Source organism: Agrococcus sp. BE272, assembly GCF_031457935.1.
Classification (GTDB): Bacteria; Actinomycetota; Actinomycetes; order Actinomycetales; family Microbacteriaceae; genus Agrococcus; species Agrococcus sediminis.
Genome location: NZ_JAVDXL010000004.1, coordinates 81,808 through 101,998, shown reverse-complemented (window position 1 = coordinate 101,998; position 20,191 = coordinate 81,808). Strand labels below are relative to the sequence as shown.

Genomic DNA, 20,191 nt, shown 5'->3' with positions numbered 1-20,191 from the left:
GCCGACCGGACTATCCGGCCGGCCGCGCAGAGAGCCGGTCGACGAACGGGGCGCGGGCAGCCGCCGGGGCGCTCAGCCCCAGAACACCGCGATCAGCAGGTTGACGAGCGCAAGCCCGCCGGCGATGTGGAAGAAGGTCTTCACGCGCGGCTCGGGCAGCGAGACGTCGGCCACCGGCCGGGCGCCGCCGGCCGCGAGGCCCGCCTTCTCCGCGCGGATCGCACGGCCGCGCAGGAAGCCCAGCAGCGCCGCGACGAACACGACGACCGCGATGAGGCCCTTGATGCCGAGCTTCATGTGGTTCACGTCGCCGTCGCCCGCCATCGCGAGGCCGTAGAGGGCGACGCCAGAGACGAGCTGCAGCGAGGCGCCGATGAGCATCATCGTGAAGTTGAAGCCGGTCTTCGCCCGCATCTGCAGGAAGAAGGTGCCGACCAGCAGCGAAGCGCCGATCAGGTGCAGGGCGACGAGCAGCGAGTGCAGGAACTCCATGCAGACAGCCTACACACTTGCCGCCGGAGCGGTCAGTTGCCCGACTGGATGACGATGTGGTCGGTCGACGGGGCGATGTCGGGCCGGTGGACGACGAGGTCGGGCTCGATGTAGATCACCCGCGCGTGCGGCACCTCGGTGCGCAGCATCGACTCGAGGTCGTTGATGGTGCCCGCCACGTGCTCGATGTCGGACTGCGGCGGGAACGCCACCTTCGCGGCGATCATGAGCTCGTCGGGGCCCAGGTAGAGCGTCTTCATGTGGATGAGCGACTCGACCCCGGGGGAGGCGTTCAGGATGCGCTGGATCTTCGCGTGGTCCTCGCGCGTCGCGCCCTCGCCGATCAGCAGCGACTTCATCTCGATCGCGAGCACGATCGCGACCGCGATCAGCAGCGCGCCGATCATGAGCGTGCCGATCGCGTCGAAGAGCGGGTTGCCGGTCAGCACCGACAGGCCCACCGCGGCGAACGCGAAGACGAGGCCGAGCAGCGCCGCGAGGTCCTCGAGCAGGATGACGGGCAGCTCCGGGCTCTTCGCCTTGCGGATGAAGCTCCACCAGCTCGCCTTGCCGCGCACCGCGTTGGCCTCCTTGATGGCCACGCGGATCGAGAACGACTCGAGCACGATCGCGATGCCGAGCACCGTCAGCGGCAGCCACGGCACCTCGATCTCGTGCGGCTCGCGGATCTTCGAGATGCCCTCGTAGATCGAGAACAGGCCGCCCACCGAGAACAGCACGAGCGCCACGATGAACGCCCAGACGTAGCGCTCGCGGCCGTAGCCGAACGGATGCTCCTCGCTCGCCCGCTTCTTCGCCAGCCGGCCGCCCAGCAGCAGCAGCAGCTGGTTGCCGGCGTCGGCGACCGAGTGGATGGCCTCGGCCAGCATCGATGCGGAGCCCGAGAAGAACCAGGCGATGAACTTGGTGATGGCGATGCCGGTGTTCGCGAGGAACGCCGCGACGACCGCCTTCGTACCGTGGGATGCGCTCACGGCGGCGAGTCTACGCGCGGGAGGGTCGGGGCTCGCCCCGACTAGCCTGGGCCGCATGACCGACCTCCTCCCTCCCATCGCCATGCTCGGCGTCGGCTCCATGGGCGGCGCGATCCTCACCGGCCTCGCCCGCCACGGCGCGGAGCGCATCGTCGTCACCAACCGCACGGCCGAGAAGGCCGCGCGCCTCCGGCTCGACGGCGTGGAGTCGATCGCGCTCGCCGACGAGCCCGACGGCAACGCGCGAGCGGTCGCCGGCGCGAAGCTCGTCGTGCTCGGCGTGAAGCCCGCGGGCATCGTCGAGCTCGCTCGCGACATCGCGCCCCACCTGGAGCCGGATGCGGTGGTCGTCTCGATCGCGGCGGGCACGACGACGGCGTCCATCGAGGCCGCGCTGCCCGCATCCGTCCCCGTGGTGCGGGCGATGCCGAACACGCCGTCGCACGTCGGGCTCGGCGTCACGGGCGTCGCCGGCGGCGCGCGCGCCTCTGCGGACGACGTGGCGCTCGTGGCGCGCATGTTCGAGGCGGTCGGCGAGGTGATCGTGCTCGACGAGTCGCAGATCGACGCGCTCTCGACCATCTCGGGCTCGGGCCCGGCCTACGTCTTCCTGCTCATCGAGGAGCTCACCGGCGCGGCAGAGCGCATGGGCTTCACCCCCGAGCAGGCGGCGACGATGGTGCAGGGCACCTTCCGCGGCGCGAGCGAGCTGCTCGCCGCCGACGGCGCCGAGCCGGCCGAGCTGCGCCGCCGCGTGACGAGCCCGAAGGGCACGACCGAGCGCGCCGTCGCCGTGCTGCAGGAGGCCCGCCTCGGCGAGGTCTTCGACCGCGCCACCGCCGCGGCGCTCGCGCGCGCGCAGGAGCTCGCCGCCGGCTGACGCGCGTCAGCGCAGGTGGCCGCCGAGGCGTCGCGCGCGCTGCACGACGCGCAGCAGCTCGGCGGGCGACAGCTCGAGCTGCGCCGGGAGCGCGACCGGGGCAGGCTCCCGCAGCAGCCTGCCGTTGAGCAGCGCCCCGAGCCGCGCGGGCAGCGGCAGCGCCCGCAGCTGGTCGGCGACGTGCTCCTCGCGCGGCAGCAGCACCGCGAAGCGCTGGCCGAGCAGCGTCTCGAGGCGCGCGGAGCGCACGTGCGCCCACTGCACCCGCGAGCCGCCGCCGAGCATCGCGCCGTCGGCGGTGAGCACGACCGCGCGCGACGCCGTCGCCCAGCGAGCCACGAGCACGGGCACCCCGAGCAGGCCGAAGAAGCCGAGCGCGACAGCGCCGAGGAGCGCCGCGGGCACCGCCGCCCAGCTGGGCTCGCTCACCCACCCCGCGATGAGCAGCGCGCCGATCGCGGCGAAGACGAGCGCCCCGACGACGGCCGCGGCGATGCCGCCGACGACCGCGCGCACGACCACCTGCCCGGAGCGCTCGAGCTCCTCGATGGCGGCGTCGGCCGTCCGTGCCACGCGCTAGACCTGGTCGCCGTCGACGTACTGCCAGCCGCGGTCGCGGCGGAAGCGGCTGAGCTCGCGCATCGAGCCGCGCGCGCCCTCGGCCGTCCAGTGCGACTCGAACGTCACCGTGCCCTCGCGGTCGAACGGGCCTCCGTCCGACGTGCCGAGCACGTCGAGGCGCAGCCAGCGGATGCCCGGGTCGAGCTCGAGGGAGCGCGGGCGCGTCGAGGAGTGCCACGAGGCGAGCAGCCAGTCGACGTCGCCGACGGCGAACGCCGTGAACCGGGAGCGCATCAGCGCCTCGGCGGTGGCGGCCTCGCGCTCGCCGCGCAGCACGGGCCCGCAGCACTCGCCGAAGGTGAGCCCCGAGCCGCAGGGGCAGCGCCGGGCGTCGTCGGGCACGGCCGCGCGCTCGGCCCGCTCAGGCACTCAGGCCCGCGAACCGCTCGATGTCGTTCTGGTTGCCCGACACGATGATGAGGTCGTGGTTCGAGACGATCGTCTCGGGAGTGGCGTAGGTGAACTCGCCGCCCGGGCTCTTCACGCCCACCACGGTCAGGTGGTACTTCGAGCGGATGCGCGACTCGGCGAGCGTGACGCCGCGGATGTGCTTCGGCGGGTACATCTTCACGATCGCGAACTGGTCGTCGAACTGGATGTAGTCGAGCATCCGGCCCGACACGAGGTGCGCGACGCGCTCGCCGGCCTCGGCCTCGGGGTAGATGACGTGGTTGGCGCCGATGCGGCTGAGGATCTTGCCGTGCGACTGGCTGATCGCCTTCGCCCAGATCTGCGGCACGCCGAGGTCGACGAGGTTGGCGACGATGAGCACCGACGCCTCGATCGAGGAGCCCACCGCGCACACCGCGATCGAGAAGTCGCCCGCGCCGACCTGCTTGAGCGCGTCGATCGAGCGGGCGTCGGCCTGCACCGTGTGCGTGAGCCGCTCCGACCACTTCTGCACGAGGTTGATGTCGTCGTCGATCGCGAGCACCTCGCGGTCGAGGCGCGCGAGCTGCCCTGCGGTGGCGGCGCCGAAGCGGCCGAGCCCGATGACGAGCACCGGGGCGTCGTGCGGGATCCTGTCAACCAACGATCGGCCTCTCCTCGGGGCGAGTGAACAGCTGCGTGGTCTGGCTCGCCGCCAGCGCCGCGGCGAGCGTCACACTACCAATGCGCCCGACGAACATGGTCAGGGCCAGGATGACCTTGGCCGGGTCCTCGAGGCCGGGCTGCGTGAAGCCCGTGGAGAGCCCCACTGTGGCGAACGCACTGATCACGTCGAACAGCACGAACGACAGCGGCGCACCGGTGATCTCGAGCAGCACGATCGTGACGCCCGCGACGATCGTGGCGCTCCACAGGGTGACCGAGACGGCCAGGCGGAGCACGTCGGAGGGGATGCGCCGGCCGAACGCCTCCATCGACTTGCGGCCGCGCGCCTCGGCGATCGCGGCGAGGAACAGGATCGCGAGCGTCGTCACCTTGATGCCGCCCGCGGTCGAGGCCGAGCCGCCGCCGACGAACATGAGCATGTCGGTCACGAGCAGGCTCGAGTTGTGGAGCAGCCCGAGGTCCTCGAGGGCGAAGCCGCCCGAGCGCGCCATCGTCGAGAGGAAGAAGGCGTGGAGCACCTGCTGGCCGAAGTCGGCCGTGCCCCAGGAGTCGGCGTTGCCCCACTCGAGCACGAGGTAGGCCAGGCCGCCCGCGAAGAAGAGCATGAGCGAGACGGAGATCGTGAGCTTCACGTGGAGCGACCACTGGCGGGGCGCGCCCAGGTGGCGCAGCAGCACGAAGTAGACGGGGAAGCCGAGCGAGCCGATGAAGACGCCGACCATCATCACGCCGAGGAACCACGGATCGGTCGCGTACGGCTCGAGCCCCTCGACGGTGGGCACGAAGCCCGAGTTCGTGAACGACATGAACGACCAGTAGGTCGCCTCGTAGAGGGCGGTGAGGAACGGCTTGCCCTCGAGCAGGATGCGCGGCAGCAGCAGCACGATGAGCGCCGCCTCGAACACGGCCACCGAGAGCGCGACGGTGCGCAGCAGCCCGCCGACCTCGCCGAGCCGGATGGCCTGGCTCTCCTTCACCACGCCCTTGCGCACGCGGGAGGGGTTGGAGTCGCTCGCGGCCATGAGCCGCTGGCGCAGGCCGAGCTTGCGGGCCACGGTGAGGCCGAGGATCGACGCGAGCGTCAGCACGCCGATGCCGCCCACCTGCACGCCGACCATCACGACCGCGTTGCCGAAGGGGCTCCAGTGGGTGGCCATGTCGACGACCGTCAGCCCCGTCACGCACACGACGCTCACGGCCTGGAAGAACGCATCCACGAACGGCGTCGGCTCGCCGGAGGCGGTGGCCCACGGCGTCGCGAGCAGCACCGCGAAGAGCAGGTTCATGCTCGCGAACACCATGATCGCGAACCGCGCCGGGTACGCCCCGGCGAACTGCTCGAGGCCGTCGCGCCATCGACTCGGGAGCGCCGTCATCCCCGGCGTCCGCTGCTCCGCCACCTGCTGCGCCTTCCGCGGGATCGAAGCGCCGCAGGGCGGCGCAGGACGGGGCAAGCGTAGCCCCGTCGGGCGCGAACCACGTGCGAGGGTGGTTTGTCGCGCCTGGCGCCGCGCTGGCATGCTGTGCGCATGGCCGACATCTTCTCCGTCATCGCGGACAGCACGCGACGCGACATCCTGGGCGTGCTGCTCGAGCGCCGCGCGGCGACGGGCGAGGCGAGCGTGAGCCAGATCGTCGACGCGCTCGGCGTGCCGCAGCCCACGGTGTCGAAGCACCTCCGCACCCTGCGCGATGCGGGCCTCGTCACGGTGCGCGAGGACGGCCAGCACCGCCACTACGCGATCGTGCTGGCGCCGTTCGACGAGATCGACGACTGGCTGATGCCGTTCATCTTCGCCGAGGGCGAGCAGGAGGAGGCGTCGCTCGGCGCCGCCGCCTTCGCCGCCTGGGCGGGCGTGCAGGTGCCGGCGCCGCTGCGCGCGGCTGCCGACCAGGCCCGGCTCGCGGCCGAGCAGGCGCGCGTCGCGACCGAGCAGGCGCTCGCGCGCATGAGCGACCGCGTCGAGCACCCTGCCCCGGTCGGCGCATCGCTCGGCCGGAGGGCGGCCGAGGGCATGCACGACCTGCAGGACCGCGTGCAGGAGGCCCGCGACCGCATCCACGAGGTGCAGGACCGACTGCACGAGATGCAGTCGCGCGCGTCGCAGCGCCTCGACGACGCGAAGGGCAAGCTGCGCAAGCGCGAGGAGGAGGAGGGTCGCGCCGCGCTCGGCGAGGACGGCCACGCCGCCCGCGAGCAGGACGACTCCCGCCTCGACTGACCCCGAGGGGCCGACATGCGGCGGCTCGCCGCGTTCGGGTACGATGTCGAGAGCGTTTTCCCTGCGCGGACCTCGAGGTCGTGCAGCGTCAGCGAGCAATCCCGATCGGAAGTGAGGAACCTCTATGGGTTCTGTGGTGAAGAAGCGCCGCAAGCGCATGGCGAAGAAGAAGCACCGCAAGCTGCTTCGCAAGACGCGCCACCAGCGTCGCAACCGCAAGTAAGCCGGTTGCATCCAGAGCCGGGACCTGCATCAGCAGGCTCCCGGCTTCTGCATGTCCGGGCCGCGGCGGACCGCGCCGGCGCGACCTAGGCTGGGCGCATGGTCGAGATCACCTTCATCGCCAAGCCCGGCTGCCACCTGTGCGACGAGGCGAGGCCCGTCGTCGAGCGCGTCGTCGCCGGCTTCCCCGACGCGACGATGCACGAGGTGTCGATCCTCGACGATCCCGCGCTCGAGGAGCGCTGGAGCGAGGACATCCCCGTCGTGCTCATCGACGGGCGCCCGCACTCCTCCTGGCGCGTCGACCCCGTGAAGCTGGCCGACCGCATCCGGGCCCGCCTTACGGCGTGAGGCGCGTCGGCCCGCGGAACAGGTAGGTGGTCTCGCGGATCGAGCCGAGGCCCAGCAGCAGCATGACGACGCGCGCGAGGCCCATGCCGAAGCCGCCGTGCGGGGGCACGCCGTAGCGGAAGAAGTCGAGGTACTCCTCGAGCTCCGCCGGGTTCATGCCCTTCTCGACGATCTGCGCCTCGAGCACGTCGACGCGGTGCTCGCGCTGCGCGCCCGTCGAGATCTCGACGCCGTTGTAGATGAGGTCGTACGAGTTCGTGACGGAGCCATCGCCCTCGGGGCGCAGGTGGTAGAACGGCCGCACGCTCGACGGGTACTCGGTCACGAAGACGAAGTCGTGGCCGGTCGTCTCCTTGACGTGCGCCGAGATCTGCCGCTCGGCCTCCGGGTCGAGGTCGCCGTCTTGGCGCTCGATCGTGTGGCCGCGGGCCTCGACGATCGCCTTCACCTCGGCGTGGGGGATGCGCGGGAACGGCAGGGCGGGCACCTGCACCTCGATGCCGAAGTGCTCCTGGATCTCGGCGCCGTGGCGCTCGACGACGGCGGCGAGCGCCTTCGCCAGCAGCGTCTCGTGCAGCTGCATGACGTCCTCGTGCGTGTCGATCCACGAGATCTCGGAGTCGATCGACGTGAACTCGGTCGCGTGGCGGCTCGTGAAGGAGGGGTCGGCGCGGAAGGCCGGGCCGATCTCGAAGATCTTGCCGAAGCCGGCCGCCTGCGCCATCTGCTTGAAGAGCTGCGGGGACTGCGCGAGGTACGCGGTGGTCTCGAAGTACGGCACCTCGAAGAGCTCGGCGCGCGACTCGGAGGCCGTCGCCATGAGCTTCGGCGTGTGCAGCTCGATGAAGCCCTCGTCGATCCAGTGCTGGCGCATCGCGTGCTCGATGGTCGTCTGCACGCGGAAGATGAGCTGCGCCTCGGGGCGGCGCAGGTCGAGGAAGCGCCAGTCGAGGCGCTTGTCGATCGACGAGTCCTCGGCGATCGGGGAGTCCTTGGCGACCGACTCGACCGTGAGGGAGCCGACCTTCACCTCCAGCCCGCCGAGCTTCACGCGCTCGTCGGCCTTCAGGTCGCCCGTCACCGTGACGAACGAGCCGTGCATGAGGCCCGAGATGGTCGCGGCGGTCTCGGCCGTCTCGTCGTTCACCGGGTTCACGAGCTGCGCCGAGCCCGACTCGTCGCGCAGGATCACGAACTGCACGCGCTTCTGGTCGCGCACCTTCTCGACCCAGCCCTGCACCTGCACGGGGCCGTCGGGGAGCGATGCGAGGTCCTTGATGAGAGTCCGAGTCACGGGCCGATCCTACCGACGCCGCGCCGGGCCGCCGCGCCGGAGCTCCCCGCCGACGGTCGCGACGAGCGCCCAGCCGGCCACGAGCACGACGGCCGCGGCGCCCAGCGCGACCCAGCCGGCGGCGGCCGGCACCGACGCATCCGGCGCCTCCGAGAGCACGAGCAGGGCGACGCCCGCGACCGCGAGCACGAGCACCGCGAGCGCCACGGGCGTGCCGTGCGCCCGGTGCGCGACGTAGCGCGCCCACGTCCACAGCAGGCCCGCGCCCGCGGCGACGACGAGCGCGATCGCGAGCGGGACGAGGAGGGGCACGGGACGATCCTCCCAGGCCCGGCGCCCATAGGAAGCGTCGGTACGATGGCACCCATGCCCGCCCGCCGCCTCCATCTCGTGCGCCACGGCGAGGTGCACAACCCGGAGCGCGTGCTCTACGGCCGCATGCCGGGCTACCTGCTCTCGGAGCGCGGGCAGCGCATGGCGCAGCTCGCGGTCGACCACCTCGCCACCGGCCCGGCCGCGCGCAGCGTGGTGCGGCTGGCCGCGAGCCCGCTCGAGCGCGCGCAGCAGTCGGCCGAGCCGTGGGCGGCCGCCTTCGGGCTCGAGACCCGCACCGAGCACCGCATCATCGAGCCGACGAACGACTTCGAGGGCAAGACGTTCGAGGCGAGCGGCGCGCTGCGGCACCCGTCGGCGTGGCCGCTGCTGCGCAACCCCTTCCGTCCCTCGTGGGGCGAGCCCTACCGGGCGATCGCGCAGCGCGTCGTCGCCGCGATGGAGGACGCCTGGGACGAGCTCGACGAGTCGGAGGACGACGGCGACATCGTCATGGTCAGCCACCAGTCGCCGATCTGGATGGCGCACCTCGAGCTCGCCGGCAAGCGGCTCTGGCACGACCCGCGCACGCGCCGCTGCCAGCTCTCCTCGATCACGAGCTTCGCCCGCGTCGACGGCCGCTTCACCGAGATCGACTACGCCGAGCCGGCCGCCGAGGTCGACGCGATCGACGCGGGAGCGGTGTGATGGGGCGGATGCGCCAGGTCGCGGCCGCGGTCGCTGTCGCGTCGGCGCTCGTGCTGGTCGGCTGCTCGAGCGCCGACGGCGTGGCGGGGCAGGTCGGCGACGCCGGCTACATCGCGGGCGACGGCATCGTGACCGAGGTCGCGCCCGACCAGCGGCAGACGCCGGGCGACTTCGCCGGCGCGCTCGCGGACGGCGGGCAGTTCGACTCCTCCGAGCTCGACGGGGTCGCGCTCGTGAACTTCTGGTACGCCGCGTGCCCGCCGTGCCGCGTCGAGGCGCCGGTGCTCGCCGAGCTGCACGCCGAGTTCGGCGACCGCGTCGACTTCATCGGCATCAACACGCGCGACGGCGCCGCGCAGGCGACCGCGTTCGAGGAGCAGTTCGGCATCGAGTACCCGTCGGTGCTCGACGACGAGACCGCCGCCGCGCAGCTCGCCTTCACCGGCATCGTCGCCCCGAACGCGGTGCCGTCCACGCTCGTGCTCGACGCCGAGGGCCGGGTCGCCGCGCGCGTCTCGGGCGCCGTGACCGACACGAGCATCCTCTCGACGCTGCTGCAGGAGGAGCTCGAGCGGTGACCGCCACCGCCGCCCTGGGCACGCTCGCCGCCGCCGTCGACCCGGCGCTGCTGACCGACCCGGCGGGTGCCGTGCTGAGCGGCCAGCTGCTCGTCTCGATCCCGATCGCCCTGCTCGCCGGGCTCGTCTCGTTCGCGAGCCCGTGCATCCTGCCTCTCGTGCCCGGCTACCTCGGCCTCGTCGGGTCGCTCGTGGGCCGCGACGGCGGCCGCGGCAGGCTCGTCGCCGGCGTCTCGCTCTTCATCGCCGGCTTCACGCTCGTGTTCGTGCTCGGCAACGCCATCGTCGGCGCCGTGAGCGCCTTCCTGCTGCAGCACAGCGACCTGCTCGTGCGCATCCTCGGCGGCGTGCTCATCGTGCTCGGGCTCGTCTTCGTCGGTCAGTTCTCGTTCCTCCAGCGCGTCTGGAAGCCGCAGCAGGTGCGCGCCGGCGGCCTGTGGGCGGCGCCGCTCGTCGGCATCGTCTTCGCCCTCGGCTGGACCCCGTGCTCCGGCCCCACGCTCGCCGCCATCAGCGCGCTCACCGTCACGACCGGCTCCGCCTGGCAGGGCGCGGTGCTCGGCCTCGCCTACGCGCTCGGGCTCGGCATCCCGTTCCTGCTCATCGCGCTCGGCCTCGGGTGGGCGGGCGGCGCGGTCGCGTGGCTCCGCCGCCACATCCGCCTCATCAACATCCTGGGCGGCGCGATGCTCATCGCGATCGGCGTGCTCATGGTCACCGGTGCGTGGAACGCCATCATGCAATCGCTCCAGGGATGGATCGCCTCCGTTGTCACGATCATCTGAGTCCGGCTCCGACCCGCTGCGGCCGGGCGACCACATCGACGCGCCCGCCGAGGCGGCGCGGCAGCCCGGCGACCCGAAGCTCGACGCGCGCGGCTGGGGGCGCTTCCTCTGGCGGCAGCTCACGTCCATGCGCACCGCGATCGTGCTGCTGCTCCTGCTCGCGGTCGCCGCCATCCCCGGCAGCCTCGTGCCGCAGCGCTCCTCCGACCCCAACGGCGTCATCCAGGTGCGCGCCGACAACCCCGAGCTCGTCTGGCTCTACGACGCGCTCTCGCTGCACGACGTCTACTCGAGCCCGTGGTTCTCGGCCATCTACCTGCTGCTGTTCACCTCGCTCGTCGGCTGCGTCATCCCGCGCCTGGTGCACCACTGGCGCGCCATGCGGGCGCTGCCGCCGCGCACCCCCGCCCGGCTCTCGCGGCTCGTGGGCTTCCAGACCGTGCCCGGCGACGCATCCGACCTCGACCGCGCCGACCGCGTGCTGCGCCGGCTCGGCTACCGCACGACCCGCTACGGCGACTCCGTCTCGGCCGAGCGCGGCTACCTGCGCGAGACCGGCAACCTGCTCTTCCACATCTCGATGCTCGCGCTGCTCGTCGTCATCGGCATCGGCTCGGGCTTCGGCTACAACGGGCAGCGGCTCGTGATCGAGGGGCGCGGCTTCGCCAACACGCTCTCGAGCTACGACTCGTTCACCGCCGGGCAGTGGTTCGACGAGGCCGGGCTCGCGCCGTTCGCGGTGCAGCTCGACGACCTCGACGTCGTCTACGAGAACGAGAACCCCAACGCCGTCGGCGCGCCGCTCGACTTCACGGCGCACGTGTCGGTGACCGAGGGCGGCGAGGCGCGCGAGGCGCAGATCAAGGTGAACGAGCCGCTCACCGTCGCCGGCGCCGACCTCTACCTCATCTCGAACGGCTACGCCCCGCGCATCTCGGTGCGCGACAGCGAGGGGCAGGTCGTCTACGACGAGTACACGCCGTTCCTCGCGCAGGACGACCTCATGACGAGCCTCGGCGTCATCAAGCTGCCCGACGGCCTCGAGGAGCAGCTCGGCCTGCGCGGCTTCTTCTACCCGACCGCCGTCGTGCAGGAGACGGGCGCGCTCGCCTCGGCCTACCCCGACCTCGCGAACCCCGTGCTGTCGCTGCAGGCGTTCACCGGCGACCTCGGGCTCGACTCGGGCATCCCGCGCTCGGTCTACGCGCTCGAGACCGACGAGATGACGCAGATCGCCGGCGGCGACACCGGCGTCGACGCGCTCACCATGGTGCCGGGGCAGACGCTCGACATCCCCGGCGGGCTCGGCACCATCACGTTCGAGGACGTGCGGCGGTACGGCGTCATCGACGTGCACGTCGACCACACGCAGACGCCCGTCTTCTGGATCACCGTCGTGCTGTTCGTCTCGCTGCTCGCGTCGCTGCTCATCCCGCGCCGCCGCATGTGGGTGAAGGCGACGCCCGCCGGGCTCGAGCTCGCGGGCCTCGCGCGCGGCGAGGACCCCACGCTCGAGCGGGCCGTCGACGACCTCGGGCGACGCATCGTCGAGCCCGCCGCCGCAGACGGCCGCACCGAGCGCGAGAGTACGATCGAACCGTGACCTCAGCAGACCTCGACTCCTACTCGCTGCTGCTCGTCTACTCGGCGATGGCGGTGTACACGCTGTCGTTCGTCGCCTACGCGGTCGACGTCGCGCGCCGCTCCGCCGCGAAGCCGGCACCCGCGGCCGAGCGCGAGCTCGTCGGGGCGGGGGCGCCCGTCCCGCCCGCCGAGCTAGTCGCATCCGCCCCGCTGCCGGGCCGCGGCGCCCGCATCGGGTTCACGCTCATCGTCATCGCGTGGGCGCTGCACGTCGGCGGCGCGGTGCTGCGCGGGCTCTCCGCGGGCCGCGTGCCGTGGGCGAACATGTACGAGTTCGCGCTCACCGGCGTCGCCGTGATCGTCGGCGTCTTCGTGCTCTCGCGCGCGTGGCGCGACCTCAACTTCCTCGGCGTCTTCATCTCGGGGCTCGCGACCGTGTTCCTCGGCGTCGCGACCGTCAACTTCTACGTCGCGCCCACGCCGCTGCCGCCGGCGCTGCAGTCGTACTGGCTCGTCATCCACGTCTTCGTCGCCACGCTCGCCACCGGCCTCTTCGCGCTCGGGTCGGGCCTCAGCATCCTGCAGCTCATCAAGGAGCGCCGCGACAACGGGTTCCTGCGGTCGCTGCCGTCGACGGTCGCCCTCGAGGACCTCGCGTACCGCGTCGGCGTGATCGGCTTCATCTTCTGGACGTTCACCCTCATCGCCGGCGCCATCTGGGCGGAGCACGCCTGGGGCCGCTACTGGGGCTGGGACACCAAGGAGGTGTGGACGTTCGTGATCTGGGTGATCTACGCCGGCTACATCCACGCCCGCGCCACGCGCGGCTGGCGGGGCTCCCGCTCGGCCTGGCTGCAGCTGGTGGGTTTCGCCGCCGTGCTCTTCAACTTCACGGTCGTCAACCTCTTCTTCAAGGGCCTGCACGCGTACAGCGGGCTGTAGGGGGCAGCCGCCTCAGAGGTGGGGGAGCGCGGCCGCGAGGCGCGCGCGCCAGTGGGCGGTGCGCTCGGGCGACGCCGCGTGCGCGGCGAGCAGCGCCGGGTCGGGGGCGACGCGGCCGGCCGGGATCGAGCCGCCGACCGGCACGAGCGGCTCGGCGACGTCGGCGGCGAGGAGCGCGCCCGTGCCGAGGCCGCAGTCGAAGGGCAGCTCGGGCAGCGTTGCTGCGAGCGCGGCCCCCATCGACAGCCCCACCGACGAGTCGAGCGCGCTCGAGACGACCGCCGGCAGCCCCGCCTCGGCGACGATCGCGAGCGCGGCGCGGATGCCGCCGAGCGGCTGCGCCTTCACGACCACCACGTCGGCCGCGCCGGCGCGCGCGACGAGCAGCGGATCCTCCGCTTTCCGCACCGACTCGTCGGCGGCGATCGGGATCGCGAGCCGGTGCAGCCTGGCCCGGAGCTCGGCGAGCTCGGGCACCGTGGCGCACGGCTGCTCGACGTACTCGAGGTCGAAGCGCTCGAGGGCGCGCACCGCGGTCTCGGCCTCGTCGACGCCCCACCCGCCGTTCGCGTCGACCCGGATCCGCGCATCCGGCAGCAGCGCGCGCACCTCGGCCACCCGCGCGACGTCGTCGGCGAGCACCTGGCCGGCCTCCGCCACCTTCACCTTCACGGTGCGGCAGCCGTCGTAGCGGGCGAGCACCGCGGCGACCGCGTCGGGCGCGACGGCGGGCAGCGTCGCGTTCACCGGCACGCGGTCGCGCACGGCGGCCGGGCGCTCCAGGTCGGCGTCCTCGAGCGCCGCGCGCAGCCACCGCGCGGCCTCCTCGGGCCCGTACTCGAGGAAGGGGCTCCACTCGCCCCAACCCGCAGCGCCCGAGAAGAGCGCGACCTCGCGCACGTCGACGCCGCGGAAGCGCGTCACGAGCGGCAGCGAGACGACGTGCATGCGGTCGGCGAGCCGCTCGTAGGCGAGGTCCACGCGCCCATGCTCGCACGCCTGCCAGACTGTGCGGGTGAGCGAGCTGCCCTGGGTGACCGAGACGCGTGCGACCGGTGCGCGCCGCCGCAATCCGGTGTGGGGTGTCCTCGCGCTCGTGGCGGCGCTCGTGTGCGGCGCGATGTTCCTCGTCTCGGTCGGCATCGCGTTCGTCGAGCTCGACGGCCTCGTCATCTGGCTGCTGCCGGTGTGGGGCATCGTCACGCTGCTCTCGATCGCCTTCGCCATCACCGCCGCGGCGAAGCGCGGCACGGCCAACATCACGATGGCGGCGATCACCGGCGGGCTGCTCGTCATCTCGAACCCCGTGATCTTCCTGGTGATCGGCTTCGCACTGGGACTCCTGCAGTAGCCGGGCGCGGATGCGGTGGCATCCTTGGGGCCATGGCGTCGGCGCCGCAGTTCCACATGCCCGACGAGGCGGAGCCGCCTCGCGAGGGCGGCGTGCGGCGCTCGCACATCGCGGTCGCGCTCGTGGCCCTGCTGGTCGGCGTCGGCGCGACGCTGGGCGTGCAGGCGCTCGCCGCGCAGAGCGGGCCGCGCTCGGAGCAGGCGGTGCGCGACGCGGTGCTCGGGTACCTCGGCGCGATCGCGGCTGGCGACGACGACACCGCCGACGCCGCGCTGCTCGGCTCGGCGCAGCGCGCGTCGGCGCAGCCGAGCTCGATCGCGGCGGACGGCCGGCTGCGCAGCCCGCGCATCACCGAGGTCGTGCTGGGCGACGGCACGGCGCGCGTCGACGTCTCGTACGCGGTCGCCGACCGCACGATCCTGAGCCGCATCGAGGCGGTCTTCGCCGACGGCGCCTGGCGCATGCAGCGCACGCTCGGCGAGCCGGTGCCGATCTCGTCGGCGCTGTCGGTGCCGGTGCAGGTCGACGCGATCGGTGTCGTGCCCGCGACCCGCAGCCTGCTGCTCCTGCCCGGCAGGCACACGATCGCCCCGATCGAGACGGCGCTCGTGACGATGCCCGGCAGCACCGTCGACGTCGACGGCGACCCGCGCACGCAGTCGGCGATCGACCTCGAGCCCACGCTCACCGCGGCCGCGCTCTCGCAGCTCGCCGCGACCGGCAGCGGCTTCGCGGCGGAGTGCAGCGCCGACCGCTCGTGCAATCTGCCCGCCGGCTTCGACGCGTCGACGCTGCCCGACCCGATCGTCGTGCCCTGGTCGGGGCAGGCGGGCGAGGTCGCCGTGCGCGTGCCGATCGCCTCCGGCGACGTCGGCACGGCGCTCGAGGTGGTGGGCCGCATGAGCCCCGACCTGTCGACGTTCGAGGGGATGCGCTGCGCGCTCGCGGGCGAGGAGCCCCGGCCGTGCGGGCCCTGACGGCGCCGGCGCGCGCCCTCGCCCCGCGCTCGGCGGCTCGCCCGCGCGGCTGACGGCGCGCGTCCGCCGCGCCGCGTAGCATCGCCGCATGCTCGAGGACCTGCTGCACGAGACCGACGCGCCCGAGCGCGAGCCCGCGCCGCGCGACCGCGACCGCCGCAGCGCCCGCCGCGGCGCGCTGTCGCTCTGGCTCCTGGCGATCGCCGTCGTGCTCTACGGCGTCTCGCTCGCGCAGCAGATGAGCTACCTCTTCGCGCCGCGCCCGGGCGAGCTGCCGCTCGTCGTGGCGGTGCTCGTCGCCGCCGTGGTGCTCGGCCTCAGCGGCGTGGTGGTCGGATGCATCGCGGCGACGAAGCCGGACGGCCGCCGCACGGGGGTGTTCGGCGCCGCGCTGGGCCTCGGCCTGCTCGTGCTGTTCGCTGCGGCGAGCTGGTTCGGCTGGGGCTTCCTCTCGGCGCTCTCCGCCCCGGTCTGATCCGGGCAGACGGATAACGATCCGGGCACGGCGCCCCCGCGCCGGGCGCGGCCGCGCCAGGATGAGGGCGTGCCGACGGAGATGCCCGACTTCGCGATGCCGCCGGAGGCGGATGCTCCGGCGCGCGACGCGGCGACCGATGCGGCCCACGCGACCGGCGCGGCCGGCGAGCCGTCCGCCGCGCCGCACGCCACGCATCCGGAGCGCTCGCGCGAGCCGGCGTCGCCGAGCGACGAGGACGAGGAGCCCTGGGGCCGGCCGGATCCGCAGCCGGTCCGGCGCCCGTGGCGGCTCCTGCTCGCCGCGACGCTCGTCGGCGTGCTGCTCGGGGCCGGGCTCGTCTCGGCGGTGCAGGGGATGGAGCGCGCGGCGGGCGACGGCGACCGGGCGCGGCTGACGGAGGCGGCGATGGCCTACCTCACGGCGATCGCCGACGGCCGCGCCGAGGAGGCGACGCGGCTCGTGCCGCCTCCCGGCCTCGCGGGGGCGACCGATCTGCTCACCGGCCCCGTCCTCGCAGCAGCGGGCCGGATCACCGAGCCGCAGGCGGGCTTCGCGCAGATCGAGGGCGACGAGGCGCGCATCGAGGTCGGCTTCGTGCTCGGCCGCACCGACGTCTCGCGCACGCTCGAGGCGGTGCGGGAGGCGGGCGGCTGGCGGGTGACGACCTCGCTCGCGGAGCGCGTGCAGAACTACGCCTACGGCCCCGGCACGTCGAGCGTGTCGCTCGCGGGCGTGCCGGCGTCGTCGGGCGCGCTGCTGCTCTACCCGGCCCTCTACATGACCGACGCCCACGACGACGGCTTCGTGAGCACGCAGTCGGTCACGTTCAGCGTCGACGGCGACGCGCGCACGGCGGTCGAGATCTCGCCGATGGTGCAGGTCGCGCCCGGCGTCGCCGAGCGGCTCGAGCCGGTCGCGATGGCGTTCGGGCTCGCGTGCCAGCTGCGCGAGGGCTGCGGCATCCCGCCCGGCGAGCTCGTGCCGACCCATCAGGTGCAGCCGTACTTCGAGGGGGCGGATGCGACGCAGGCGTCGGTCTACCTCGCGCGCTCGACCGACGCAGGCGGCGAGCTCGAGTGGCACGAGGTGCGCATGCGCGGCGACTTCGCGGACGGCGCGGATCCGGGGGACTGGGAGTGCGGCATGCCGAGCCTCGAGACGGGGCAGGTCGAGGCCTGGGAGGCGTGCGTCCCGTAGGGCGGGAGCGGGTGCCTGAACGCGTCGATTCCTCACCAAGAGGACCCTGGTCAGAGGCGTCCCGCGGCGGGATGATTCGGCCATGTCGACAGACATGCCGCAGTTCGTGATGCCACCGCCGGTCGCGACCGAGCGGACCGTCGCCGACGACGGGTTCCCCGGGCCCGGCGAGCTCGAAGGGCCGGCGGCCGCGCTCACGATGGCACCGGTGGTCGGGGCCCGCCCGCGAGCCTGGCTCGCGCGGGTGCTCGTCGCGGTGGGCGTCGCGGGCCTGCTGCTCGGGGCGGTGATCCAGGCCGGCGTCCACGGGGCCGCCGGCTCGGCCGCCGCCGCGCGCACGGCCGCGCTGCAGGCGACGGCGATGGAGTACCTCACCGCGATCGCGGAGGGCCGCGCCTCGGACGCCTCGGCGCTCGTGCCACCGACGCTGCGCGGCCAGCTCGCGCCCGACGAGGTGCTCGCGGCTGCGCGGCCGATCCGCGACTACTCCGCAGCGGTCGGGCACCTGGACGGCGCGACCGGCACGGTGGTCGTCGAGTACACCGTCGGTGGGCTCGAGCTGCAGCGGCTGCTGCGCGCCGAGGAGGTCGACGGCACCTGGCGCATCACGACGTCGCTCACCGAGATCCCCCAGGTGTACCAGGAGCACCAGCTGGCGCAGGTCTCCGTCGGATCCGTCGAGCTCGAGGCGAATCGGCGGATGCTGCTCTACCCGGGCGCCTACATGCAGGACGGCGTCGACACCGGGCTCTTCCGATCGGTCGGCAACGCCTTCGTCGTCGACGGCGACCCGGCCTCCGTGACGGAGATCTGGAGCGGGCTCGAGCTCGACATGATGGTCGCGGTCGTCGCCGCCGACCTGGCGCTCGGCATCGTGCACGACTGCCAGGCCGAGGCGAGCTGCGGCGTCGACGCCGCGGCGAGGGTGCAGCAGCTCGAGGAGCCCCACCTGCGCTCGGTGAACCCGCTGACGGGCGGCGTCGACATCGGCGCGCCGATCGCGATCGGCGACCGCTGGACGGAGGTGCGCATCCGCGCCCTGCCCGACCGCCTCACGGGCGCCGCCCAGTGGCTCTGCCCGGAGCCCGAGCGGCTCGACCTGCCGATCGTGCCCTGCGAGCGGTGAGCCGGGCGGGGTGCCTGCCCGCCGATCGGCACCGCGCCCCGCCCCCGGCCAGGCTCCGGTGGCTAGGGTGGAGCGGTGACCATCTCGCCCCTGTTCGACCCCGCCGAATGGGCCGACGCGGAGCCCGGGTTCGACGACATCACGGTGCACCGCTCGCGCGACGGGCGCATCGCGCGCATCGCCTTCGACCGGCCCGAGGTGCGCAACGCCTTCCGGCCGCGCACCGTCGACGAGCTCTACCGCGCCCTCGACGCCGCGCGGCAGGACAGCCGCATCGGCGTGGTGCTGCTGACCGGCAACGGGCCGAGCCCGAAGGACGGCGGCTGGGCCTTCTGCTCCGGCGGCGACCAGCGCATCCGCGGCCGCGACGGCTACAAGTACGCCGAGGGCGAGACCGCGGGCACCATCGACCCCGCGCGCTCCGGCCGCCTCCACATCCTCGAGGTGCAGCGGCTCATCCGCTTCATGCCGAAGGTGGTCATCGCGGTCGTGCCCGGCTGGGCGGCCGGCGGCGGCCACTCGCTGCACGTGGTCTGCGACCTGACGATCGCGAGCGCCGAGCACGGCCGGTTCAAGCAGACGGATGCCGACGTCGGGTCGTTCGACGCCGGCTACGGCTCTGCCTACATGGCGCGCCAGACGGGGCAGAAGTTCGCGCGCGAGGTGTTCTTCCTCGCCCGGGAGTACTCGGCGCAGCGGGCGCTCGAGGCGGGCGCGATCAACGCGGCCGTGCCGCACGAGGAGCTCGAGGCGACGGCGCTCGACTGGGCCCGCGAGATCCTGACGAAGAGCCCCACGGCCATCCGGATGCTGAAGTTCGCCTTCAACGCCGTCGACGACGGGCTCGTGGGCCAGCAGATCTTCGCCGGCGAGGCGACCCGCCTCGCGTACGGCACCGACGAGGCGGTCGAGGGGCGCGACGCGTTCCTCGAGAAGCGGGAGCCCGACTGGTCCCCGTTCCCCTGGCAGTACTGAGCAGCGAAGGCACGGACGACCGAGGAGGTGCGAGCATGGCGATCGTCGTCGAGACGAGCGGCTCCAGCGGCGTGCCCAAGCGCGTCATCATCTCCGACGAGGCCATCGCCGCCTCGACCGACGCGGCCAACGAGCGGCTCGGCGGCCCCGGCCAGTGGGTGCTCGCACTGCCCGAGCAGTACATCGCCGGTCGCAACGTGATCTGGCGGAACGCCGCCTCCGGCGCGCCGCTCGTGCGCACCGAGGGGTCGTTCACCGCCGAGGCCTTCGTCGAGGCGGTGCAGAGCCTCGAGCACGAGCGCAAGTTCACGTCGCTCGTGCCGACGCAGCTCGCGCGGCTCGTCGACGCGGCGATGCTCGACCGCTCCTTCATCGGGCCCATCGCGCGCCTCGATCGCATCCTGCTCGGCGGCCAGCGCGCGCCGTTCGGCCTCATCGAGCGCGCGGCGCGGCTCGGCTGGCGCATCACGCGCACGTACGGCGCGACCGAGACGGTCGGCGGCTGCGTGTGGGACGGTCGGCCGCTGCGCGACGTGAAGATCCGCCTCACCGACCAGATCGAGATCGCCGGGCCGCAGCTCGCCGACGGCTACGAGGACGCGGCGCTCACCGAGAAGCGGTTCGTCACCGACAGCTCCGGCACCCGCTGGTACAAGACGGGCGATGCCGGCAGCCTCGTCGGCGGCACGCTGCAGGTGTCGGGGCGCATCGACGACGTCATCAACTCGGGCGGCATCAAGATCTCGCTCGCGGCGGTCGAGCACGTGGTGCAGACGTTCGCGCCCGACGCGGTGGTCGTCGCCGCGCCGCACCCCGAGTGGGGCGAGGTGCCCGCGGTCGTCACGACGCTCAAGCCTTCGCTCGCCGAGATCCGCGCCGCCGTGGGGAACGCGCTCGGCAAGCCCGCCCGGCCCAACCACCTGGTGACGGTGTCGGTGATGCCGACCACCGCATCCGGCAAGCCCGACCGCAAGCGCCTGGCTCGGCTCGTCGCGAGCCGCACCCAGGAGCGCCGCCGCCGCGGCATCTTCGGCTGACGCCGCCG

General features: G+C 73.3%; 25 protein-coding genes. 16 read left to right on the top strand and 9 right to left on the bottom strand.

Going from position 1 to position 20,191, the window contains the following annotated elements; all coding sequences use genetic code 11:
• Positions 1 to 72: 72 nt before the first annotated feature.
• Entirely contained in the window at positions 73 to 492 is a 420-nt protein-coding gene (locus J2X49_RS12355; protein WP_128189192.1) for a hypothetical protein, read from the bottom strand.
• A 32-nt stretch (positions 493 to 524) separates the two neighbouring features.
• A complete protein-coding gene (locus J2X49_RS12350; RefSeq protein WP_246992346.1) occupies positions 525 to 1,487 on the bottom strand; it encodes a cation diffusion facilitator family transporter in 963 nt (320 codons plus the stop codon).
• Positions 1,488 to 1,542: 55 nt separating this feature from the next.
• On the opposite strand from J2X49_RS12350, the gene proC reads away from it, so the two are divergent.
• Positions 1,543 to 2,367 (top strand): pyrroline-5-carboxylate reductase, encoded by an 825-nt coding sequence (gene proC / locus J2X49_RS12345; RefSeq protein ID WP_310126793.1) that lies wholly within the window; start codon positions 1,543 to 1,545, stop codon positions 2,365 to 2,367.
• Positions 2,368 to 2,373: 6 nt separating this feature from the next.
• On the opposite strand, the gene J2X49_RS12340 is transcribed toward proC, so the two are convergent.
• Genes J2X49_RS12340 through J2X49_RS12325 form a run of 4 tightly spaced genes read right to left on the bottom strand, consistent with a single transcriptional unit; the run spans position 2,374 to position 5,420 of the window.
• Positions 2,374 to 2,940 carry a hypothetical protein gene (locus J2X49_RS12340; RefSeq protein WP_310126790.1) on the bottom strand — a complete coding sequence of 189 codons (567 nt, stop codon included), beginning with the start codon at positions 2,938 to 2,940 and terminating at the stop codon, positions 2,374 to 2,376.
• 3 nt (positions 2,941 to 2,943) lie between these two features.
• A complete protein-coding gene (locus J2X49_RS12335; RefSeq protein ID WP_310126785.1) occupies positions 2,944 to 3,357 on the bottom strand; it encodes a YchJ family metal-binding protein in 414 nt (137 codons plus the stop codon).
• Positions 3,350 to 4,021, bottom strand: a complete 672-nt coding sequence (locus J2X49_RS12330) for a TrkA family potassium uptake protein (RefSeq protein ID WP_128189196.1) — start codon at positions 4,019 to 4,021, stop codon at positions 3,350 to 3,352. The genes J2X49_RS12335 and J2X49_RS12330 overlap by 8 nt, the downstream gene beginning before the upstream one ends.
• Entirely contained in the window at positions 4,014 to 5,420 is a 1,407-nt protein-coding gene (locus J2X49_RS12325) for a TrkH family potassium uptake protein (protein ID WP_396131378.1), read from the bottom strand. Before J2X49_RS12325 ends, J2X49_RS12330 begins: the two co-directional genes overlap by 8 nt.
• 153 nt (positions 5,421 to 5,573) lie before the next feature.
• Here J2X49_RS12325 and J2X49_RS12950 point away from each other — a divergent pair, with 153 nt between their 5' ends.
• From J2X49_RS12950 to J2X49_RS12310, 3 genes are all read left to right on the top strand, one after another.
• Complete coding sequence (locus tag J2X49_RS12950; RefSeq protein WP_396131369.1) at positions 5,574 to 6,266, top strand: ArsR/SmtB family transcription factor; 693 nt, start codon at positions 5,574 to 5,576, stop codon at positions 6,264 to 6,266.
• Positions 6,267 to 6,390: 124 nt separating this feature from the next.
• The gene (locus J2X49_RS12315; protein ID WP_021011861.1) at positions 6,391 to 6,489 is read left to right on the top strand and encodes a 30S ribosomal protein bS22; all 99 of its coding nucleotides are present in this window, start codon (positions 6,391 to 6,393) and stop codon (positions 6,487 to 6,489) included.
• Positions 6,490 to 6,587: 98 nt separating this feature from the next.
• Positions 6,588 to 6,839 carry a glutaredoxin family protein gene (locus J2X49_RS12310; protein WP_310126763.1) on the top strand — a complete coding sequence of 84 codons (252 nt, stop codon included), beginning with the start codon at positions 6,588 to 6,590 and terminating at the stop codon, positions 6,837 to 6,839.
• On the opposite strand, the gene aspS is transcribed toward J2X49_RS12310, so the two are convergent.
• Both aspS and J2X49_RS12300 read right to left on the bottom strand, forming a co-directional pair.
• Entirely contained in the window at positions 6,829 to 8,133 is a 1,305-nt protein-coding gene (aspS, locus tag J2X49_RS12305; RefSeq protein WP_310126760.1) for an aspartate--tRNA(Asn) ligase, read from the bottom strand. The genes J2X49_RS12310 and aspS overlap by 11 nt on opposite strands.
• A gap of 9 nt (positions 8,134 to 8,142) precedes the next feature.
• Complete coding sequence (locus tag J2X49_RS12300; RefSeq protein ID WP_310126757.1) at positions 8,143 to 8,445, bottom strand: hypothetical protein; 303 nt, start codon at positions 8,443 to 8,445, stop codon at positions 8,143 to 8,145.
• A gap of 54 nt (positions 8,446 to 8,499) precedes the next feature.
• On the opposite strand from J2X49_RS12300, the gene J2X49_RS12295 reads away from it, so the two are divergent.
• From J2X49_RS12295 to ccsB, 5 genes are read left to right on the top strand one after another with little or no spacing between them, the layout of a single operon-like run.
• The gene (locus tag J2X49_RS12295; RefSeq protein ID WP_310126755.1) at positions 8,500 to 9,153 is read left to right on the top strand and encodes a histidine phosphatase family protein; all 654 of its coding nucleotides are present in this window, start codon (positions 8,500 to 8,502) and stop codon (positions 9,151 to 9,153) included.
• 8 nt (positions 9,154 to 9,161) lie between these two features.
• Entirely contained in the window at positions 9,162 to 9,731 is a 570-nt protein-coding gene (locus J2X49_RS12290; RefSeq protein ID WP_310126752.1) for a TlpA disulfide reductase family protein, read from the top strand.
• Complete coding sequence (locus J2X49_RS12285) at positions 9,728 to 10,516, top strand: cytochrome c biogenesis CcdA family protein (protein ID WP_396131365.1); 789 nt, start codon at positions 9,728 to 9,730, stop codon at positions 10,514 to 10,516. Before J2X49_RS12290 ends, J2X49_RS12285 begins: the two co-directional genes overlap by 4 nt.
• Positions 10,500 to 12,119: a cytochrome c biogenesis protein ResB gene (locus J2X49_RS12280; protein ID WP_310126749.1), complete on the top strand. Its 1,620-nt coding sequence runs from the start codon at positions 10,500 to 10,502 to the stop codon at positions 12,117 to 12,119. Before J2X49_RS12285 ends, J2X49_RS12280 begins: the two co-directional genes overlap by 17 nt.
• Positions 12,120 to 12,166: 47 nt before the next feature.
• Positions 12,167 to 13,042 carry a c-type cytochrome biogenesis protein CcsB gene (gene ccsB, locus J2X49_RS12275; RefSeq protein WP_310126848.1) on the top strand — a complete coding sequence of 292 codons (876 nt, stop codon included), beginning with the start codon at positions 12,167 to 12,169 and terminating at the stop codon, positions 13,040 to 13,042.
• 12 nt (positions 13,043 to 13,054) lie between these two features.
• Here the strand turns inward: ccsB and J2X49_RS12270 are convergent, their stop codons facing one another.
• Positions 13,055 to 14,023, bottom strand: a complete 969-nt coding sequence (locus J2X49_RS12270) for an o-succinylbenzoate synthase (protein ID WP_310126746.1) — start codon at positions 14,021 to 14,023, stop codon at positions 13,055 to 13,057.
• A gap of 34 nt (positions 14,024 to 14,057) precedes the next feature.
• Between J2X49_RS12270 and J2X49_RS12265 the strand changes: the two genes are divergently transcribed.
• The 7 genes from J2X49_RS12265 to J2X49_RS12235 all read left to right on the top strand — a co-directional run bounded on the left by J2X49_RS12265 (position 14,058) and on the right by J2X49_RS12235 (position 20,183).
• Positions 14,058 to 14,393: a hypothetical protein gene (locus tag J2X49_RS12265; protein ID WP_246992324.1), complete on the top strand. Its 336-nt coding sequence runs from the start codon at positions 14,058 to 14,060 to the stop codon at positions 14,391 to 14,393.
• A gap of 32 nt (positions 14,394 to 14,425) precedes the next feature.
• Positions 14,426 to 15,370 carry a hypothetical protein gene (locus tag J2X49_RS12260; RefSeq protein WP_310126742.1) on the top strand — a complete coding sequence of 315 codons (945 nt, stop codon included), beginning with the start codon at positions 14,426 to 14,428 and terminating at the stop codon, positions 15,368 to 15,370.
• Between the two features lie 88 nt (positions 15,371 to 15,458).
• Entirely contained in the window at positions 15,459 to 15,845 is a 387-nt protein-coding gene (locus tag J2X49_RS12255; RefSeq protein WP_128189211.1) for a hypothetical protein, read from the top strand.
• A gap of 69 nt (positions 15,846 to 15,914) precedes the next feature.
• Positions 15,915 to 17,045, top strand: a complete 1,131-nt coding sequence (locus tag J2X49_RS12250) for a hypothetical protein (RefSeq protein ID WP_310126739.1) — start codon at positions 15,915 to 15,917, stop codon at positions 17,043 to 17,045.
• A gap of 82 nt (positions 17,046 to 17,127) precedes the next feature.
• Positions 17,128 to 18,171: a hypothetical protein gene (locus tag J2X49_RS12245; protein WP_310126736.1), complete on the top strand. Its 1,044-nt coding sequence runs from the start codon at positions 17,128 to 17,130 to the stop codon at positions 18,169 to 18,171.
• Between the two features lie 75 nt (positions 18,172 to 18,246).
• Positions 18,247 to 19,146, top strand: a complete 900-nt coding sequence (locus J2X49_RS12240; protein WP_310126733.1) for a 1,4-dihydroxy-2-naphthoyl-CoA synthase — start codon at positions 18,247 to 18,249, stop codon at positions 19,144 to 19,146.
• 35 nt (positions 19,147 to 19,181) lie between these two features.
• Positions 19,182 to 20,183 (top strand): AMP-binding protein, encoded by a 1,002-nt coding sequence (locus tag J2X49_RS12235; RefSeq protein ID WP_128189215.1) that lies wholly within the window; start codon positions 19,182 to 19,184, stop codon positions 20,181 to 20,183.
• Positions 20,184 to 20,191 lie beyond the last annotated feature (8 nt).

Bases quoted from the DNA above. Each gene is read 5' to 3' on its own strand.
- J2X49_RS12355 (WP_128189192.1), bottom strand. From the start codon at position 492: ATGGAGTTCCTGCACTCGCTGCTCGTCGCCCTGCACCTGATCGGCGCT.
- proC (WP_310126793.1), top strand. From the start codon at position 1,543: ATGACCGACCTCCTCCCTCCCATCGCCATGCTCGGCGTCGGCTCCATG.
- J2X49_RS12325 (WP_396131378.1), bottom strand. From the start codon at position 5,420: ATGACGGCGCTCCCGAGTCGATGGCGCGACGGCCTCGAGCAGTTCGCC.
- J2X49_RS12950 (WP_396131369.1), top strand. From the start codon at position 5,574: ATGGCCGACATCTTCTCCGTCATCGCGGACAGCACGCGACGCGACATC.
- J2X49_RS12315 (WP_021011861.1), top strand. From the start codon at position 6,391: ATGGGTTCTGTGGTGAAGAAGCGCCGCAAGCGCATGGCGAAGAAGAAG.
- J2X49_RS12310 (WP_310126763.1), top strand. From the start codon at position 6,588: ATGGTCGAGATCACCTTCATCGCCAAGCCCGGCTGCCACCTGTGCGAC.
- J2X49_RS12295 (WP_310126755.1), top strand. From the start codon at position 8,500: ATGCCCGCCCGCCGCCTCCATCTCGTGCGCCACGGCGAGGTGCACAAC.
- J2X49_RS12290 (WP_310126752.1), top strand. From the start codon at position 9,162: ATGCGCCAGGTCGCGGCCGCGGTCGCTGTCGCGTCGGCGCTCGTGCTG.
- ccsB (WP_310126848.1), top strand. From the start codon at position 12,167: ATGGCGGTGTACACGCTGTCGTTCGTCGCCTACGCGGTCGACGTCGCG.
- J2X49_RS12260 (WP_310126742.1), top strand. From the start codon at position 14,426: ATGGCGTCGGCGCCGCAGTTCCACATGCCCGACGAGGCGGAGCCGCCT.
- J2X49_RS12255 (WP_128189211.1), top strand. From the start codon at position 15,459: ATGCTCGAGGACCTGCTGCACGAGACCGACGCGCCCGAGCGCGAGCCC.
- J2X49_RS12245 (WP_310126736.1), top strand. From the start codon at position 17,128: ATGTCGACAGACATGCCGCAGTTCGTGATGCCACCGCCGGTCGCGACC.
- J2X49_RS12235 (WP_128189215.1), top strand. From the start codon at position 19,182: ATGGCGATCGTCGTCGAGACGAGCGGCTCCAGCGGCGTGCCCAAGCGC.